Origin of the sequence: Cellulomonas sp. PhB150 (genome assembly GCF_003755175.1) — a bacterium.
In the GTDB taxonomy this organism is placed as follows: Bacteria; Actinomycetota; Actinomycetes; order Actinomycetales; family Cellulomonadaceae; genus Cellulomonas.
In genome coordinates this window covers 779,150-797,082 of sequence record NZ_RKHX01000001.1, presented here as the reverse complement: position 1 = coordinate 797,082, position 17,933 = coordinate 779,150, and the positions used below count along the sequence as shown (strand labels likewise).

Annotated in this window: 16 protein-coding genes; 10 read left to right on the top strand and 6 right to left on the bottom strand. The window is 72.7% G+C overall.

Features of this window, described 5'->3' with window-relative positions; all coding sequences use genetic code 11:
- Positions 1-33 precede the first annotated feature (33 nt).
- Genes EDF34_RS03775 through EDF34_RS03765 form a run of 3 tightly spaced genes read left to right on the top strand, consistent with a single transcriptional unit; the run spans position 34 to position 2,667 of the window.
- On the top strand, positions 34-984 hold the full coding sequence (locus EDF34_RS03775; protein WP_158615036.1) for a peptidoglycan-binding protein: 951 nt from the start codon (positions 34-36) through the stop codon (positions 982-984).
- Complete coding sequence (locus EDF34_RS03770; protein ID WP_123369993.1) at positions 969-1,625, top strand: ABC transporter ATP-binding protein; 657 nt, start codon at positions 969-971, stop codon at positions 1,623-1,625. Before EDF34_RS03775 ends, EDF34_RS03770 begins: the two co-directional genes overlap by 16 nt.
- A 34-nt stretch (positions 1,626-1,659) precedes the next feature.
- Positions 1,660-2,667, top strand: a complete 1,008-nt coding sequence (locus EDF34_RS03765) for a hypothetical protein (protein WP_123369992.1) — start codon at positions 1,660-1,662, stop codon at positions 2,665-2,667.
- Positions 2,668-3,036: 369 nt separating this feature from the next.
- Here EDF34_RS03765 and EDF34_RS03760 read toward each other — a convergent pair whose 3' ends face one another.
- From EDF34_RS03760 to EDF34_RS03735, 6 genes are all read right to left on the bottom strand, one after another.
- Entirely contained in the window at positions 3,037-6,156 is a 3,120-nt protein-coding gene (locus tag EDF34_RS03760; protein WP_158615035.1) for a right-handed parallel beta-helix repeat-containing protein, read from the bottom strand.
- A gap of 270 nt (positions 6,157-6,426) precedes the next feature.
- Entirely contained in the window at positions 6,427-7,353 is a 927-nt protein-coding gene (locus EDF34_RS03755; RefSeq protein WP_123369990.1) for a sucrase ferredoxin, read from the bottom strand.
- Positions 7,350-8,591 carry a cupin domain-containing protein gene (locus EDF34_RS03750; protein ID WP_123369989.1) on the bottom strand — a complete coding sequence of 414 codons (1,242 nt, stop codon included), beginning with the start codon at positions 8,589-8,591 and terminating at the stop codon, positions 7,350-7,352. Before EDF34_RS03750 ends, EDF34_RS03755 begins: the two co-directional genes overlap by 4 nt.
- Positions 8,591-8,836 carry a BatC protein gene (locus EDF34_RS03745; RefSeq protein WP_123370656.1) on the bottom strand — a complete coding sequence of 82 codons (246 nt, stop codon included), beginning with the start codon at positions 8,834-8,836 and terminating at the stop codon, positions 8,591-8,593. Before EDF34_RS03745 ends, EDF34_RS03750 begins: the two co-directional genes overlap by 1 nt.
- Before the next feature lie 152 nt (positions 8,837-8,988).
- Positions 8,989-10,029 carry a hypothetical protein gene (locus EDF34_RS03740; RefSeq protein ID WP_123369988.1) on the bottom strand — a complete coding sequence of 347 codons (1,041 nt, stop codon included), beginning with the start codon at positions 10,027-10,029 and terminating at the stop codon, positions 8,989-8,991.
- 25 nt (positions 10,030-10,054) lie between these two features.
- Entirely contained in the window at positions 10,055-10,909 is an 855-nt protein-coding gene (locus EDF34_RS03735) for a type II CAAX prenyl endopeptidase Rce1 family protein (protein ID WP_123369987.1), read from the bottom strand.
- Positions 10,910-11,463: 554 nt separating this feature from the next.
- On the opposite strand from EDF34_RS03735, the gene EDF34_RS03725 reads away from it, so the two are divergent.
- From EDF34_RS03725 to EDF34_RS03695, 7 genes are all read left to right on the top strand, one after another.
- The gene (locus EDF34_RS03725) at positions 11,464-12,168 is read left to right on the top strand and encodes a VOC family protein (RefSeq protein ID WP_123369985.1); all 705 of its coding nucleotides are present in this window, start codon (positions 11,464-11,466) and stop codon (positions 12,166-12,168) included.
- Between the two features lie 306 nt (positions 12,169-12,474).
- Positions 12,475-13,245, top strand: a complete 771-nt coding sequence (locus tag EDF34_RS03720) for a polysaccharide deacetylase family protein (RefSeq protein ID WP_199737615.1) — start codon at positions 12,475-12,477, stop codon at positions 13,243-13,245.
- A 71-nt stretch (positions 13,246-13,316) separates the two neighbouring features.
- Positions 13,317-14,489, top strand: coding sequence for a sensor histidine kinase (locus EDF34_RS03715; RefSeq protein WP_148076569.1), 1,173 nt, complete (start codon positions 13,317-13,319; stop codon positions 14,487-14,489).
- A complete protein-coding gene (locus EDF34_RS03710) occupies positions 14,486-15,145 on the top strand; it encodes a response regulator transcription factor (RefSeq protein ID WP_123369983.1) in 660 nt (219 codons plus the stop codon). Before EDF34_RS03715 ends, EDF34_RS03710 begins: the two co-directional genes overlap by 4 nt.
- 126 nt (positions 15,146-15,271) lie before the next feature.
- Positions 15,272-16,216 carry an ABC transporter ATP-binding protein gene (locus EDF34_RS03705; protein WP_123369982.1) on the top strand — a complete coding sequence of 315 codons (945 nt, stop codon included), beginning with the start codon at positions 15,272-15,274 and terminating at the stop codon, positions 16,214-16,216.
- Positions 16,213-17,013 (top strand): ABC transporter permease, encoded by an 801-nt coding sequence (locus EDF34_RS03700; protein WP_123369981.1) that lies wholly within the window; start codon positions 16,213-16,215, stop codon positions 17,011-17,013. The genes EDF34_RS03705 and EDF34_RS03700 overlap by 4 nt, the downstream gene beginning before the upstream one ends.
- 38 nt (positions 17,014-17,051) lie before the next feature.
- Entirely contained in the window at positions 17,052-17,930 is an 879-nt protein-coding gene (locus EDF34_RS03695; RefSeq protein ID WP_123369980.1) for a hypothetical protein, read from the top strand.
- The last annotated feature ends 3 nt before the right edge of the window (positions 17,931-17,933 follow it).

The following is a 17,933-nucleotide window of genomic DNA, read 5'->3' as shown; positions in this document are numbered from 1 at the left end:
GTGTGGCTGCTGACCCGCGGAGCAGGAGATGCGTTGGCGACGCTCGACCCGCCGCCTGTACCCGTCTCGGCTCCGGTGAGTTCGGGGAGCCTCGACTATGCGGCCGACGCGACAATCTCGGCAGAGGTCGCTCCCGGGCCGGCCGTGCTGGCGTCCGCGCTGTCGGGGACAGTCACGAAGATCGCAGCACGGGCCGGCGAGCCCGTTCATACTGGGGAGCCGATCTACTCGGTCGATGGAGTTCCGGTGGTCGGGTACAGCGACGGTGCAGTGCTCTACCGACCGCTCGAGCTCGGCGCCACTGGTCCCGATGTGAAGACCGCGCAACGGCTCCTCGCGAGTTTGCTCGGCCAGTCGCTCGACGACGACGGCACGTTTGACGCTGAGACGCGCGACGCTGTCCGTGCATACGAAAAGCGCATCGGACACTCACCGTCGGGCGTGCTGAATCCCGCGTGGTTCACCAGGCTCCCGAAGGACCCGTTCCTCGTCGAGAACGTGAACGCTCAGCTGGGGGCTTCCGCCCCGAGCACTGGAGAAGCCATCCTGACCGGCGCCGCGACGGCCACCGGCTTCAGTCTGACGACGGAGTCACGTGGACCAGCCGGCGCGTACGAGTTCGTCAGCCACGGGCAGACGGTAGCCGTCGAACGCGATGCCACGGGCTGGACCTTTGACGACTCCGATGAGGCTGCCGCTCTCGTCCTCACCGGTGATGTCACGGGCACGACCGCGAACCTCGGCGGGCGGGTACGGCTCGCCAACCCAGTCGAGGGTCAAGCGGTGCCGGGCGCTGCGATCGTGACTGACGCAGCGGGCGCGACCTGCGTCGTGCTCGCTGCCGACCGCAAACCGCGTCTGGTCGAGGTCGTGGGAGCAGGCGCCGACGGAACGGCTCGCATCGGCACAACCCTCGATGAGGGAGACCAAGTACTACTCAATCCGTTGATGATCGTGGGCGACGTGACGTGTCCCTCGCGCTGACGGACGTCAGCCTGACGTATCCCGGCACTGCCCGGGCGGTGCTGACCAACCTCAACCTCTTCGTCCCGACCGGGACATCGCTCGCACTGATGGGACCATCGGGCACCGGAAAGTCCACTGCGCTCGCCATCGCTGGACTGCTCCTGGCACCGACATCAGGTGAGGTCACGATCGACGGCCAGACGCGCACCGTCCGTGACGCGCCGACGATGCTGCGCGGCGAGATCGCCTGGGTGCTGCAATCGGTCAACCTGCTTCCGCGGCGCACGGCCCTGGACAACGTGTTACTGCCAGCCCTCGCTGCCGGGGGGTCGCGCGACGATCTGCACGACGACGCCGTCGAGGTGCTCCTGCGGGTCGGGATCGAGAGCCCCGATCAGGTCGCGCGCACCCTGTCCGGTGGCCAGGCGCAACGAGTGGGGGTAGCGCGTGCGCTCATGTCCCGCCCCGCCGTGATCATCGCCGACGAGCCGACCGCCAATCTCGATATCGCCACCGGCCGCGGCGTGGCCCGTGCCTTGCTTCAGGCCGCGACTGAAACGACCGTGCTGCTCGCAACACACGACGAGCACGTCGCGGAGATGGCCGACGCGATCTTGCGGCTCGAGCCTGAGGTGAGCGGCGATGTGGCGCCTTCGTGAACTGTGCACCGAAGCCCGACGCAACCTCGGGCCGGTGCACCTCGTCCTGGGACTGGTCGGGAGCATCGTCGCAGGAGCGCTCATCGCGCTCCTGCTCGTGCAAGGTAGCCACGCCATCAACCAGGAATCCGCCCGGCGCGCCGCTGGCTCACTCGTGTGGACCGCGACCGCGACTGACCTCGCAACTCCGCTCGACGGCACGACGTGCACCCGCCTGGCCGTGCTCGACGGTGTGGCCGCCGCCGGCGGCCAGTCCTCGACCGGACTACCCGAGCTGAGCGCATTTCCTGGCGGCCAGCCCTTGCCTCTGACCGGGTTGACCCCAGGCGCCGCCCAGGTATTCGCACCGCGCGCACCGTGGGCGGCGACGACCGTCGGTGCCGACTTGGCGGCGCTGAACGAAGTCGGCGACGGTTCGTGGTTGATCGACCAGGAGGGCGCGCGAGCGCAGCAGGTCACCGCCGTCATCTCGCAGGCGCCAATCGGGGCGCTGACGTCCAGCGTCGTGGTTCCGATCGCCCCGGATGCGCCGCTCGATGCGTGTTGGATTCGCATGAACCCCGCCGCAGTCGCCTACGGCCACGACATCCTCGCCACCGCGTACCCCGACGGCGTCGCGGCCGTCGCCCCGTTCGTGCGGCAGCAAGCAGGTGACGTTCCACCCGCGCAGGTCTGGAAACGCACCGTGGACCAACAACCCTGGCTGCTCGCCGCTGCTGCCGTCGCCGCCGCCGCAGCACTCGCTCTGTGGGCACGACGCACCGACCTGGCCGTCTACCGCACGTTCGGCACTCCACGCTCAGCAGTCGTCATGTTGGTGGTCATCGAGAACACGTTGGCCTTGGCCCCCGCGCCCGCAGCCGGCACACTGCTCGGCGTACTCGCGCACGCGATGGTGACCGGCAGCGGTGCACTGCCAGCGCTTGTCGTCACGGCTGTCGCTCAAGCTGTCGCCGCCACGCTGACTGCCCTGCTGATTGGGGTTGGGCTCACGATCGCTGCTACGCGAGGCAACGTGACCGACATCCTTCGAGATCGCTAGGCGGGCCCGCGTCCGCGAGCCCGTTCGGAGCGAGCTGCGATGGCCAGAAAGTGGCCATTAATGCGTCGCGAGGCAGGTCTCGGCGGCTCGAGAACCATCCAGGTTGAGCGATACGATCGGTAGCGAGAACGGCGCTGATCTCGGCGTTTACTCGAGACTTGTGAAGCACGCACGAGGCGGGTCCAGGTTGCTCGACACGGGCAACAAGGGGTGCGTGATTCAGGGGGTCAGGGGTTCGAATCCCCTCAGCTCCACCGAAGTAGCAGGCCAGAGGCCGTTCTCCTGAGGAGAGACGGCCTCTTTGCTTGCGTTCGGAAAGCCGCGGCGCCGGCCCGGACCTGATGTGCCGACCCCGCATCGCGCGGTGGCTCACGGCATACGTCGGCGGCGCAGGAACGCCAGTGCGGCTCCGGCCGCGACCAGGACCGCGGCAACCAGGCCGGGCCCGATGACGTCCGCACCGGTCAGAGCGATCGGCGCGGGTGGCTCGCCGGTGCCCTCGCCGGGCGCGGCCGTCGGTGCCGTCGAGTCGCTGGGCGCCGGTGTCGGGTCGTCAGGGGTGGGGGACGGCGTCGGGGTCGGCGCCGGCGCACCGACCGCCTCCCAGAGGCCTTGGGCGTCGTTGTCGGTCGCGGACTCCGTGGTGTCGGTCCTGATCGTGGGGACGGTGAGCGGGCTCCGCCGCTCGATGATCGCGTCGACCACGCCGTCGCCGTCGAGATCGGTGTCGGGTGCGGGCGCGACGTAGGCGACGTCGCGCATCGTCGACCGGCCGGGCGGGGGAGTGACGAGACGCACCGTGAGGGTCAGCGCGCCGCCGTCGGCGTCGACGGCGAGGTCTGCTGTGGCCGTAGCCGTGGCTCCGCTGACCGTGTAGCCGTCACCCGTCATTGAGACGAGCTCCACCCCGGCGGGCAGGAGCTGGGTGATCGTCCAGCCGGCCGGCGCGACACGGGGTCCGTCGTTGTGCGGCGTGAGGACCCAGGTCACGAGGTCGCCAGCGCGGAACGGCGCGCCGGTGCTGGAATCGAGGGTCTCGACGAGGGACAGGTCGATGCAGCTCATCGGGTAGAGCACGGGGGCATCGGTGAGCTCGTACACCCCTGCGCCGCCGCCGTCGTAGTACGAGGCGCCGTCGAGGAAGCCGGTCGCTCGGCACCGTGACCCCCAGTCGTTGGGGTCGTCGTGGTCCCGGGCGTCGACGGCGATCGGACCGTCGACGGGCAGCGCGCGCGCGACGTTCGTGGCCGTGTCCGTTCCGACGACGGCGTTGCCGAACGTGCGCACTGCGGTCGAGCCCGCAGGGAAGGTGTTGCCGGTGACGAGGACGTCGTCGCGCAGGGTCCGGCGCGTCGCCGCCTCGGCGTCAGGGTCGGCGGTGCCGACCTGGAGCCAGGTACCCGTGCCGGAGAACACGTTCCGGGCCACATGCACGTTCGACGAGGAGTACGAGCCGGCCAGGGCGCCGTCCTCCCACAGCGGCGCGACGGTGATGGCAGCGTCGTCGGCGGTGCCGACCTGGTCGACCGCGTTGTCGGCGACCAGCAGGTCGTGTGCAGGGCCGGCGACGACGAAGTCGGGCTGGCCGCTGACGGTGTTCCCGGTGATGCGCGTTCCGGTGGTGCCCTGCAGCACGCTGATCCCGTGGTCGTTGTCCGTCATGACGTCGTCGTGCACCGCGATGTCGTGACTGATGCCGTCCTCGGGCTTCGTCACGATGAACAGCCCGACGGCCGAGTTGCCCGTGAACGTGGTCGCGCTCACGTCGAGGTTCGCGACGCTGCGCCCGTACAGCCCGTACTCCACGAGGTTCTCGACCGTCGCGTTGGTCACCGTGGACCCGTCGGTGCCCGAGTAGAAGAAGCCGTACGAGCCGCCGTCGATCGAGGCACGGTTCACGTCGACGTCAAGGGAGCCGTAGGCGCGCAGGATCGATGCTCCCGTGACGGAGGTCGGCCCCTCGTGGCCCGTGATGACGAGGTCCTGCGCCTGCACGTCCTGCGACTCGTGGACGACGAGGCCGGTCCCGGTCAGGTCCGCAGTGAGGCGCGAGACGGTCGCGTTCTCCACGTCGTACAGAGAGACGCCGTGCGACGCGCTCGGTGCTCCGTCGACGTGGACGTCGGAGATCGAGATGTCGACGCGGTTCGATGCCGGATCGATCGTCGACTGCGAGGCGATCCCGTAGAGGAAGCCCGAGGCGGTCACGTCCGAGATCGTCACGCGCCCGGCGTTGACGATGTTGATCCCCGTGCCCCCGCTCCACGTCCCGCTGTCGAGCACGGCGTCGGTGACGAGCGCGTCCTTCGTCGAGCCGAGCGTGATGCCACCGAAGGCGGTGATCGTCGGTGAGGTGATCGTCGGTCCAGCGCCGGTGTTCGCGGCGCTGGTCGTGATGCCGTACATCGCGCCCGAGATCGTGGGGCTCTCGATCACCACGCCCGTGGCCAGCAGCGTGAGGATGCCAGTGGTCTGCACCGCTCCCGTCAGCGTGATCGTGGCATCGGTGACCTCGGCGCCGCTCGTCGAACCGAGGGCGATGCCCTCGCGGCCGCTGCCGTCGACGACCGCGTCCGTGATCGTCGCGCCGGCGCCGGCATTCGTCGGCGATGTGCCGATGCCGCGGGCGAAACCATGCACGGTGACGGCCTCGACGACGGCGCCCGTCGAGCTCGCCAGGTCGATCCCCGTTCCCGCGCCCGCAGGCCCGCTGACGTCGACGCCGTCGACCGTGGGGCCGGTGGCGGAGCCAAGAGCAATTCCGGCGGTGACCGCAGCGATCGAGCCGCCGCGCACGGTGATACCGGCCGCCGCCGAGGCCGCGGTGACGACGACGCCAGAGGCGACACCCGCGATCGTGGGATCGGTCACGGTCGCAGCGCCAGTCGTGAGGTTGACGCCGTACGACGACGCCTGACCCGCGCCGTCCACGTCGAGCCCGTCGATGACGACGCCCGTGACGCCTGCTCCGAGCTGGACGCCGATAGGTCGCAGCACAGGGGTCGGGTTGCGGATGGTCACGTCGGTCAGGACCGCGTTCGCCGCCGTGACGGTGATCACGGCGCCGGTGTTGGCGGCGGCGATGGTGACGTCGTCGTCCAGCGCCAGGCCGCCGCCGCTGACCGTGACCCGGGTGTAGAGCATCGACGCGGCGCTGCTGTCGAGCGTCACCGCCCGCGGCACCGTGAGGGCACCCGTGAACGCGTAGTCGTTCGGGTCGAAGGAGACCGTGGCCCCGGCAGGCGCTGCGTTCAGAGCGGCTTGAAGGGTGAGGAGAGCCGCGTCGGCCGGCCGATCGCTCGGCGCTCCGACCCAGGCCATCTTGACGGTGTTCGCATTCGCAACGATGCCCGGGGAGGCCGGGGGCGGCATCTCGACGACGCTGTCGTCCGGGACCGGAGTCGCCTGCTCCAGGCCGCCGGGAGTCGTCGGGTCCGCGGGCGGTGGCGGGTCGCCGGTGTCGACCGTGTCCGGCGGCGAGGCCGCCATGGCCGGAGCGACCGCTGCAGGCGTCAGAAGTGCGGCGGCGACGAGCGCGACCGCAGCCGCGCACGCCGTCGCGCGGCGCCGCTCCCTCCACGTGCCCGCAACCCGCATCGCGCCCCCGGTCGTCGGTCCTGCGCCGTCGCAGAGTCGTGCCCTGGTCCCAGATGGCCCCAAAGCGGGCAGTTCGTCAAGGCACTCTGCCTGGTGAACGAGATGCCCGGTCCGGGACGTGAGGCCCGGACGTCCGCGCCGCGGAGGTCAGCTGCCGCTGGGTCAGCCCTCGGGTGCGGCACGCCGAACGCCATCCCCGGGTCGGTGCGGGCCGACCTGCACCACGACGAGCTGGGGGACGGCGATGGCGCGAGTCGCCGCACAGGTGGACAGCAGGGGCGGCGACCCCGCCTCCTCGAGCGTGACGTCGAGCGACCCGTCGGGAGTGGCGAGCTCCACGAACCAGGTCCGGCCGCTTCGCTCCTCACGCAGCGGGGCGTAGGAGGTGATGCGGTTGTCGCCGAACCGGGACCGGGCAGCGTGCTGAGCGGCCTGGACCGCGTGGGAGAACGAGCTGCGCCCTCTCAGGAGGTGCGGGAGCACCTCGCCGCGTCCGTGGGCGGTCGCGACATCCAGCGCGTCGGCGTCGTCGACCCGGCCGTAGTACAGCCCGTGCGGCAGCACGACCATGGTGCCGGCGAACCGGTCGCCGCCGAGGTGCGAGCACTCCCACGTCTCGTCGGGGTAGTGCTCCGCGAGGCGGGCGGCCACGGGGCGGCCGCGCACCGCGCAGCACTGGTCGTGGCGCGCATGGGTGCAGACGGCGAAGACCGGTCGCTCCGAGGGCGTCCCTGCGGAGCCGTCGAGCGGCACGTCGAGCAGGTCCCGGGGGTCGTCGACCTCGCCCCACACGATCGCCTCCTGCCCGGCCCGGGAGTCGACGAAGGCCCAGCGGGTCGAGGTCTGCCGCGGGCGACGCCCGACGCGGCGGATCGCGAGGGGGCGGGTGCCCGCGCCCTCGATGCGGCGCACGAGCGCGCGCCCGAGCTCGACGTCGGCCGGCGGGTCGAGGAAGGCGTGCCGCCCCCACCCGCCCGAGCTCTCCACCAGGAACCAGGTGTCGCCGTGCGACCCGGTCCCGGCCAGCGGGTCGGCGCGCTCCCGCGACCGGTCGCTGCAGGGTGCCCAGAGCGGCGCTTCGGCACTCACCCCGCCGTCACCACGTACCCCTCGCGCAGGAGGCGTCGAGCCACGACCACGGCGCTCGCGGCGTCGAGCCCGGGCAGGTCGCCGACGGCCACCGGCTCGCCGGTGAGCAGGTGGCGCAGTGCCGGCCCCGCCTCGGCAGGGAACACCAGTGCTCGCCCGCGGGCCCTCAGGCGCACCGTGTCGTCAGCGTCCTCGACCGATGCGCCGAGCGCCTCCCGCAGCCGCACGCGGTGGGTCGTCGTGAGGAGGGCCGCCGCCGCGAGGGTCTGCACGGGGCCGACCGGTTCGGGCCGGGTCTGCTGCTCGAACCGCGAGCCGAGCCCCTTGGCGACCAGCTCGGCCGCCCGGTCGGATCGCTGCGCGAGGGCGTTGGCAAGGTCCGCCAGCACGGAATCGACGATCGGGCGCAGCTCCTCCGGGTCCGAGACGTCGACGCCGAGCGGGAGGGAGGAGCGCAGGGCAGGGGTGTCGCCGACGAGACCGAGCAGGGCGTCGACGACGTCGGCACGTGTGTACGCCGACATCCCGACGGTGAGGTGCACCGAGGTGTCGCCCAGGGCCTCGGCGGAGTGGATCCAGCCTCGCGGCAGGTAGAGCGCGTCGCCCGCGGTCAGGACCGCGTCGATCACGGGCTCGCCCTGTGCCGCGCGGGCGACGTCGTCCGCATGCGCCGACCACGGCTGGTCCGCGAGGGGGTCGACGTGCACGGGGGAGTGGATCCTCCAGTGCTTCTCGCCGGCGACCTGCAGGACGAACACGTCGTGCGTGTCGTAGTGCGCGTCGAAGCCGCGCGACGACGGCGGCGTCACGTACGCGTTGACCTGGGCGGGGTGCCCGATCTCGGCGACGAGCCGCCTGGTGAAGTCGATCAGGGGAGGCCACAGGCGGTGCAGGCCCTGGAGCACGATCGTGGCGCCGGCGCCGAACTCGGCCAGGACCTTCTCGCTCGAGAGCTGGTCGCCGACCTCGGCGCCGTAACCAGCCGGGCCCGTGAACCGACCTGCCGGCAGGACGGAGCCCTCCTTGGCCATGCGCACGAACGGCGTGCGGACACCCCGGCGGGCGACGAGCTCGTCGACGGCCTCCACGGAGAACAGGTCCGTGAACCCGCCGTCGCCCAGGGTGCCGGCCCGGGAGAGCAACGGCGCCGTGCCCCAGTGGTCACGTGCGAAGGTCTCCGGCGACGTGCCGAGGCACCGGCCGAGGGCGGACCCCCGGCCGGTGCTCGAACCAGCCATCACGCCGAGCCGTCGGCGCCGCCGTCGTGGCCGCTGGGGTTGGCGCCGCCGTCGGCCGTGCCTTCGCCCGCCGAGCCGTCCGCGCCGCCGTCGTGGCCGCTGGGGTTGGCGCCGCCGTCGGCCGTGCCTTCGCCCGCCGAGCCGTCCGCGCCGCCGTCGTGCCCGCTCGGGTTGGCGCCGCCGTCGGCCGTGCCCTCACCCGCCGCGGGCGCCTCGGTGCTGATGTCGTCGTCGTTGATGCCCATCGTCGTCCCTTCGTCTTGCGTGACGCGACTGCGCCGCTGCTCGACCATGTCGCTCCGCGAGCGTATCGAGCAGCCGCACATCGCGCCGTTCGGCGTGCGCTCCCTGCGCGGGCTGCACGCCGCGCCCCCGACGGCTGGGCGGCACCCGGTCGTCAGGCGTGCTGGTCGAGCGACTCGGCGGCGGCCAGCAGCTGATCCTGCGCGCGTCGGAGCGCGCGGTCCGCGGCCGCGACGTCCTTCTCGTCGGCGCGCAGCGTCTGCTGGCTCGTCGCGAGCGCCTTGTCGGCAGCGGTCGCTGCCTTGCCCGCCGCCGTCAACCGGCGCCGCACCTCGGCGAGCTCCTCGACGAGGTCCTCCTCCGACGCGTGCGCCCGCTCGGCGGCCTCCTCGGCCCGCGCGGTCTGCGCGGCGCTCTCGTCGCGCACCCCCGCAGCAGCCTCCGTGCGCTGCAGCGCCTCCTGCACCGCCCGGTCGGCCTGCTCCCACGCAGCGCGGGCCTCGTCACGCACGCGCCGCTCCCGCTCCTCGCGTCGGGCCCGGCGGTGCTCCTCCGGGCTCGGGCCGGACGCCAGGCCGGGCGTCCGTCCGGTCGCCTTCGGTGCTCGCTCGGCGTCGCCGACGAGCCGCAACCTGCCGCCGGCCCGGGCCGTCGGGGTCGGTGCCGGCGTGTCCGCTCGTCGCGACGACGGCGTGGAGGCCGACTGCTCGGAAGCGTCGGTCCCACCGAACCCGACGTGCTCGCGGGGACCGGTGAGTCGGCCGGAGACGACCTCGCGGGCGGTCTCGGGGTCGGCAAGGGCAGCGGCGAGCGTCGTCTCCAGCTCGTGCACCGCGCTCTCGCCCACGGCGGCACCCTCCGCCTGCGCGAGGGTCCGCGCCCGCGCGACCATGGACCGGACGAGCTGGCGCCGCTGGGACGAGAGCTGTCGCAGAGCCGGTCCGTCCAGCGACCGCTCGGCCTCGCGCAGCCCCGCGCCCAGCGCCACGATCTGCTCTGCCACGTCGGGCTGGTCACGCACCAGGAGGTTGGCGAGCCACGCCGAGACCGTCGGCTTGCGCAGCTCACCGATGGCGGTGGCGAGCCCGCGGTCCTTGGCGGACCGGGCGGCCTTCACCGCGGCGGTGCGACGGGCGACGAACTCCGACAGCGGGCCGGAGTAGAGGTCGTCGACGACGTCCTCGAGCTGGCTCACCGGTCGGTCCGCATCGTGACGCGCGCTACGCCACCTGAGCAGCGCGACGATCCGTGACGCGGCCGCGGATGAAGATGAGCAGCACGTACCCGGCGAGGATCACGAGGACGGTGAAGCCGGCCGCGCCGGTCAGCATCGAGTTCGCGGCCGCACCCGTCTTGACCTCGTCGATGGCGCCCGTCGCGAGGATGGTCGTGGGGTCGGTCAGCCCGTGCAGGAGCATCGCGCCGACCAGGAAGCCCGTGGTGCGCAGCGTGAGGTACATGAGGACGCCGAACGCGATCGTGTAGACGACCGTGCCGCCCACGGTCTGGCCCGACTGCCCGCCGATCAGGTTCGACAGGTGGGAGAGTCCGAAGAAGAGCGAGGTCACCGCTGCGACCACCCACTCGCGGTGACCGCCGTCGCGGACCATCTTGACGCCGATGCCCCGGTAGGCGAGCTCCTCGACGAAGCCGATCAGGAGCCCGGTCACCATGATCGCGACGACGATCTCGGTCGTGTGCGCCCCCCACTCGATGCCCAGCACCCGCAGGACGATCGGGATCAGCACGATGACGGGGCCGAGCCACATCCACCACGACCGGTAGACGCGCTGCCGCCCGAACACCTCGCTGCCCCACCCCATGTACGCCGTGAACGCGATCAGGACGATCGCGCCCACGATGAGTGCGAACGTGACCTGGAAGAACACGGACCCGACGCTGCTGAGCAGGTCGTCGTCGACGTAGTGGCCCCCGACCTTCCCGGCGACCACGCTCGCGAGCTCGTAGATCACCAGGTACACGACCAGGACGAGGAGCCAGCGCCAGATGCCGCCCCTGGCCAGGAACCCGCGCAGACCGCCGCGATCTTCGTCGTGAGCCTGGTCCGCTGCCATGGTGCCCCCTCGGTCGGATGACGATGGGAGGACGCTATCGGGCCTGGTCAGCGCCGACAACAGGGCGCACGTGCGTCGACGGTCAGGCCGTGGGCACGAGCGATCTGACCTCGTCGCGGGCCGCCGCATCCGCCAGGCCGTCGAAATGGTCCAGCGCTGCGCGCCACGGCGCAGCGAGCGTGACGTCGACGAAGGCGTCGGGATCGCGCCCCTCGTCGAGCCACGCGGCCAGGGCCGGTGCGCAGCGCCCGCAGGCAGTACGTGCGAGGGAGTCCCCGTCGCTCTGCGGCCCGGCCTCACGGCGGACCCACGTGCTCGGACCGCCGCAGCGCGGGCAGAACTTCGTGCTCGGCGTCGAGTCGTTCGTGCGGCATGTCGTCGGACGTCGTCGAAGGGTGATCACGTGCTCGACGCTACGGGCGGTCCGGACCCGCGAGGACGGACCAACGGCCCACGGCGCGCGTGGCCCGGCTCCTGGAGCGGGTCGGCCTGCGGCGCGCGCGGAGCCGGCGCGACCGCGTGCCGCGCGGGGCGACCGCGCGTACGTTGCCGTGATGACCAGCCGATTGATGGCCGTCGCCTTCGAGGCCGCCGACCCCGCCCGCGTCGGCACCTTCTGGGCCGCGCTGCTCGGCCGGCCGGAGGTCGACGACGGACGCGGCGTGCTGGTTCCGGGGACCGAGACCCAGCTCGGCCTGCGGTTCGTCCCGAGCAGCTCGGCGAAGGTGGACCAGAACCCCCTCCACCTGCACCTGACGAGCACGAGCGAGGCTGACCAGCAGGACGTCGTCGGCCGCGCGCTGGGTCTCGGCGCGAGGCACCTCGACGTCGGTCAGCTCCCGGGGGAGCGGCACGTCGTGCTGGCAGATCCCGAGGGCAACGAGCTGTGCGTGATCGAACCGGGCACGTCGTTCCTGGCCGGGACCGGGTTCCTCGGCGAGGTCACCTGCGAGGGCACGCGTGCGGACGGCCTGTTCTGGTCCGCGGCGCTGGGCTGGCCGCTGGTGTGGGACCAGGACCAGGAGACGGCGGTGCAGTCGCCGGAGGGCGGCACGAAGATCTCGTGGGGAGGGGAGCCGCCCGGGGAGCGGCACCCCGGTGGGCGGCAGTGGTTCGAGCTCGCGGTGGTCGCGGGCGGCCTGGCCGACGAGGTCGCGCGGCTCGTCGGCCTCGGTGCGGCGCGAGCGGCGCTCGACGACCGCGTCGTCGAGCTCACGGACCCCGACGGGAACGTGTTCAGCCTCCGCCCTGCCCGCTGAGCCGGCCGCGCCGTACTGCCGCCGCAGTACGCACAGGTGTCTGCGCAGGGAGGACGACCCGCGCGCCCCCGCGGCGAAGAGTGGTGCTCGACGGGCCGACCGGTCCGAGGCAGAGCACAGCGGAGGAGCACGACGATGAACGGCACGCAGGGTCCGGAGCCCCGGTCGGCGCACAGCAGGCCGATCCAGGTGAGCTACGCACCCCAGTCTGGTCCGGCGCCGATGGCGGGGAGCGGAAGGGGCCGCCGTGTCGCGTTCGGTATCACCGCGACCGTCGCGGCCGCAGCGATGATCGGCGTCGGAGCCGTGAGCTGGGCGCATCGGTCGCCCGCTGCAGCCGCGCAGGTCGAGGTCTCGTCGACCAGCACGACCGGCTCGCACCACCCGGTGAGCACGCCGCCCGCGGGCACAGCTCCCGTGACCCTCGTCGCGCACCGTGTCCCCGCCGCGCCCGCGGTCCCGGCAGCCAAGGTCAACTGCAACGTCAAGAAGTGCATCGCCCTGACGTTCGACGACGGCCCCGGGCCGTACACGCACAAGCTGCTCGGCGAGCTGGCGGCGGCCAAGGTCGAGGCGACGTTCTTCCTCATCGGCGGCAACGTCGGCCACTACCCGAGCCTGGTGCGGGCCGAGGTCGCCGGCGGCCACGCGGTCGGCAACCACAGCTGGTCGCACCCGCAGCTCACGCTGCTGTCCTCGAGCGCGGTCGCCCGTGAGGTGGCGCGCACGCAGACCGCGATCCACCACGCGGCCGGCATCACGCCGACGCTCATGCGCCCGCCGTACGGCGCCGTCAACCCGCGGGTCCTCGGCGTGCTGGGCCAGCACCACCTGTCGGCCGTGCTGTGGAACGTCGACACCGAGGACTGGAAGAACCGCAGCGTCAGCATCACGACCCAGCGCGCGCTCGCGGGCGCCCGGCCGGGCGCGATCATCCTCATGCACGACATCCACCCGACGACCGTCCAGGCGGTGCCCGGGATCATCAAGGCGCTCAAGGCGCGCGGCTACACGCTCGTGACGGTCCCGCAGCTGCTGGGCCACCCGGTCGCCGGTCACAAGTACTTCAACCGGTGACCTGCTCGCACCGCGAGGATCCCCCGGCGCGCAGCCCCGGGGGATCGTCGCGTGCTCGGTATCGTGCGCGCATGGTCCGACGTGCCCTGGATGCGTGGCGAGCGCGCCCGACGATGCTGCGCGACGGGGTGCTCGCCGCGGTGCTGCTCGCGCTCGTCCTCGTCGACGGCCGGAACGACGACCGGCCCGCCGGGGTCCTCGTGGTCATCGTCGTCGGCATCGCCGCACTGGTGTGGCGCCGCACGCTCCCGCTGCTCGCGCTCGGGGTCACCGGCTCGGCGCTGTGCCTCGCGACGGTCCTCGGCGGCGCGGCCTCGGGCGGGCTCGCCGCTTCCCTGATCGGCGTGTACTCCGCGATCGCCTGGGGCCGACGGTTCGCCGGGACGATGGCCGCGCTCGTCGAGATCGTCGCGGTCGCGGTCGTGGTCGCGGTGCAGACGGGAGACTGGGCCGACGGGGACGTGCTGGGCGTCTCGGCGCTCCTGGCCATCGCGGTGGCGGCAGGCTTCGCCGTCGAGTCCCGTCGGTCGGCGATCCGCGAGGCCAGCGACCGCGCCGAGCGCGCCGAGCAGACCCGCGAGCTCGAGGCGGCGCGGCGCGTCGCCGAGGAGCGGCTTCGGATCGCGCGCGAGCTGCACGACGTGCTCGGCCACCACGTCGCCGTGATCGGCGTGCAGGCCGGGGTCGCCGAGATGCTGCTGGCTACGGACACCGACGCGGCCAGGACGGCACTCGTGCACGTCCAGGACGCGGCCGAGTCCGTGCTGAGCGAGCTCGGCGCGCTCGTGGAGGTGCTCCGGGAGACCGACGACGACCTGCGCGCCGCGCCCGCCCAGGGGATGTCGGTCCTCGACCGGCTGCTCGACGACGTGCGCTCGACGGGTCTCGCGCTGGACGTCCACGTGTCCGGGGAGGAGCAGCCCCTGGCACCCGTCGTCGACCTCACCGCGTTCCGCGTCATCCAGGAGGCGCTGACGAACGCGCACAAGCACGGCTCCGGGCGCGCGCAGCTCCTGCTCGCCTGGACCTCTCCGAGCCTGACCATCGAGATCACCAACCCGCTGGCTGCCACGCCGCAGGTGGGCCGGCCCGACGGCGGGCACGGGCTGGTGGGGATGCGTGAGCGCGTCGCCTCGGTCGGGGGAGCGGTCCTGGCAGCCTCGGACGGCACCGTCTACCGTGTCAGCGTGGTGCTGCCGACCCTTCCTCCACCTGCCACCCCCGCCGTGATCGGAGCCCCGTGACGATCCGCGTCCTCGTCGTCGACGACCAGGAGCTCATCCGAGCGGGGTTCGCCGCCCTCGTGGGCGCCGCGCCGGACATGGAGGTCGTCGGCGAGGCCGACGACGGCGCGGCCGCGATCGAGATCGCGCGCCGGGAGCGCCCCGACGTCGTGCTCATCGACATCCGCATGCCGGGCATGGACGGCATCGCCGCCACCGAGGTCATCGCCGCCGACCCGGACCTCGCGGACGTCAAGGTCATCGTCCTGACCACCTTCGAGATGGACGAGTACGTGGTGGCCGCGCTGCGCGCCGGGGCGAGCGGGTTCCTCGGCAAGGGCGTGCGGCCCGCGGCGCTGCTCGACGGCATCCGGACGGTCGCCGGCGGCGACTCGCTCCTGTCACCCAAGGCCACGCGCAGCCTCATCGCGCAGGTGCTCGACCAGCATGCCGCCCCGGTCGTGGACGGCGAGGCCTTCGCGCACCTGACGCCGCGCGAGCGGGAGATCGTCGAGCTCGTCGCGCGGGGCCTGAGCAACGACGAGATCGCCGCGCAGCTGTACCTGTCGCCGTTGACGGCCAAGACGCACGTCAACCGCTCGATGATGAAGCTCGGGGCGCGCGACCGCGCCCAGCTGGTGGTCTTCGCCTACCAGTCCGGCCTGGCGAAGGGCTGACCCGCTGATCGCTGCGCGTACTGCGTGCGCAGTACGCGCAGGTCACCGCATCCGGACGACGACGAGCAGCACCCCGTAGGACGAGCCTGGGTCTTGTCAGCACAACGACCCAGGAGCCTGATCATCATGATCGAGGTACAGAGCCTCACCAAGAAGTACGGCAAGACCGCCGCCGTCGACGACATCTCGTTCGCCGTCCGGCCCGGCGTGATCACCGGCTTCCTCGGCCCGAACGGTGCCGGGAAGTCCACGACGATGCGCGCGATCATGGGCCTCGACCGGCCCACCGCCGGCCGCGTCCTCATCAACGGGCACGCCTACGGCGACCTGCGCGCCCCGATCGGCACCATCGGCGCCCTGCTCGACGCGAAGTCGGTCGACAAGGGGCGCAGCGCCCGCAACCACCTACGCGCCCTCGGGGCGACGGTGGGCATCGGCACCAAGCGCGTCGACGAGGTCCTCGCGACCGTCGGCCTCACCGCCGTGGCGCACCGCGCGGCCGGGGACTTCTCGCTCGGCATGGGGCAGCGCCTCGGCATCGCGGCAGCCCTCCTTGCGGACCCCGCGATCGTCATGCTCGACGAGCCGGTCAACGGCCTGGACCCGGACGGGATCCTGTGGATCCGCACCCTCCTGCGTCGCCTTGCCGACGAGGGCCGCACGGTGTTCCTCAGCTCGCACCTGATGAGCGAGATGGAGCTCACCGCCGACCACCTCGTCGTCATCGGGAAGGGCCGCATCATCGCCGACATGCCGATGGCCCAGCTGCTCGGTGGCTCCGGCCGCGCGCACGTCCGCGTGACCACCCCTGACGCGGCCCGGCTCCAGTGGATCCTGGCCACGCCGGGTGTCTCGCTCACGCGGTGCGGCGCGCACACGCTCGAGGTCACCGGCCTCGAGGCTGCCGCCATCGGCGACCTCGCCCTGCGGAACGGGGTGGTGCTCCACGAGCTGCACTCCGTGTCCGTCTCGCTCGAAGAGGCCTACATGGCCCTCACCCACTCCGCGGTCACCCACCACGGAACCACCGGGCCGGACTCGGCCCTGCTCGCAGAAGGTGCACGCTCATGACCGCCCTCTCGGCCCCCGCGCCGACGTTCAGCTCAGCCCGCATCCGCGTCACGACGGGACGGGTCGTCCGATCCGAGTGGATCAAGCTGCGCACCCTGCGCTCCACCTGGGTCACCCTCGGCGCCGCCGTCGCCGTCCTCGCGGCGTTCGGCATCATCGCGGCCACCAGCACCACGGCGGGAACGACCGCCCCGGAGGCGTTCAGCGTCACCGTGGGCGGGACAGGGCTCGCCGTGATGTTCGTCGGCGCGCTGGGCGCGCTCGTCGGCGCACGGGAGTACGGCTCGGGCATGATCCGGACGACGGCGGCCGCCGTTCCGCGGCGCTCACGGATCGTGGTCGGCAAGGGGGTCGCCCTCACAGCGCTCCTCGCGCCCGCCGCGGCGATCGGCGTGCTTCTCCCCGCCGGCGTCGGATCGGCGGTCCAGCGATCGCACGGTGTGCCGACCCTCGCGCTCACCGACCCGCTCGCCCTGCGCGCGATGCTCGGCGTCGTCGTCTACCTCGTCGGCATCGCCCTGATCGGCATGGCCGTCGGCATGATCCTGCGCAGCGTCGCCGGCTCGGTCGCCACCGTCATCGGCCTCGTGCTCGTCCTGCCGCCGATCCTCGCTGCCCTGCTTCCCGCGGCGTGGAGCACGGTGCTCGACGCCCTGCCCGCCTCGGCCGGCGAGGCCTTCGCGACCATCACGGGCGACGCGGCGATGTCTCCGTCCGCGGGGCTCGGGGCATTCCTCGCCTGGGTCGTGCTCGCCCTCGGTGCCGCGGTCGCCGTGCTCAACCGCCGCGACGTCTGAACCTCCCTCCCTCACACAGAACGAAGGCACGCACCACCATGTCCAGATCACGCACTCTCGGAGCCGTCCTCACCGCCGTCCTCGGCACCGCGCTGCTCGTCGGCGCGGGTGCCTCGGCGGAGGCGGCATCCACGCCCGATGACGCGGCCGGCCTCACCATCGACGGCATCCAGCTCCCGCAGGGGGCCGTGCTGCGGGACGCCGTCGCCGTCGAGGTCACGTACACCTACCGCGGTGAGACGCGGACCACGACCCTGACGATCGACCCGGGCTCGTCGCTCGCGGGGTCGTCGTTCCTGGCCTGGTCCTCGCTGCCCGGCGTCCCGATCGACTCGTGCATCACCCAGATCGAGGTGCAGGGTCCGGTGCGGGTACCGACCGAGCGGCTGCCGGTCTGCGGGATCGACCTGGTGGACCAGCCGCTGCCGACCGTCGCGCCCGAGCCTCCTGCGACCGTCACGCCCGTGCCGCTCCCGACCGAGCAGCCTGCGACGGTCGTCGTGCCGCCGAAGACCGCGTCGCCGGACCCGCGCCCCACCGCGGTCCCCACGACGTCGACCAAGGTCACCGCGGTCCCGACCACGCCGGCCAAGCCGACCGCGGTCCCGACGACGCCGGCCAAGCCGACCGCGGTCCCGACGACGACCCCGACGCCCGCTGTCGCGCGGACGTCGACCCCCGTCCCGACCACGGCGACCACGCCCGCCCCGACGAAGGCGGTCACGCCCGGCGACCGGGCCGAGCCTCCGACGGCCCAGCAGGCGACGCCCGACCCGGTCGCGGCGCAGCAGACCCGGGTCCTCGCCCATACCGGGGCGAACCTCGGCGCCATGGCGCTGGTCGCCGCGGTGCTCCTCGCCCTCGGCGGGCTGCTCGCCGGGCCGGTCCGCATGGCCGCGGTGCGCCACGACAGGTGATCG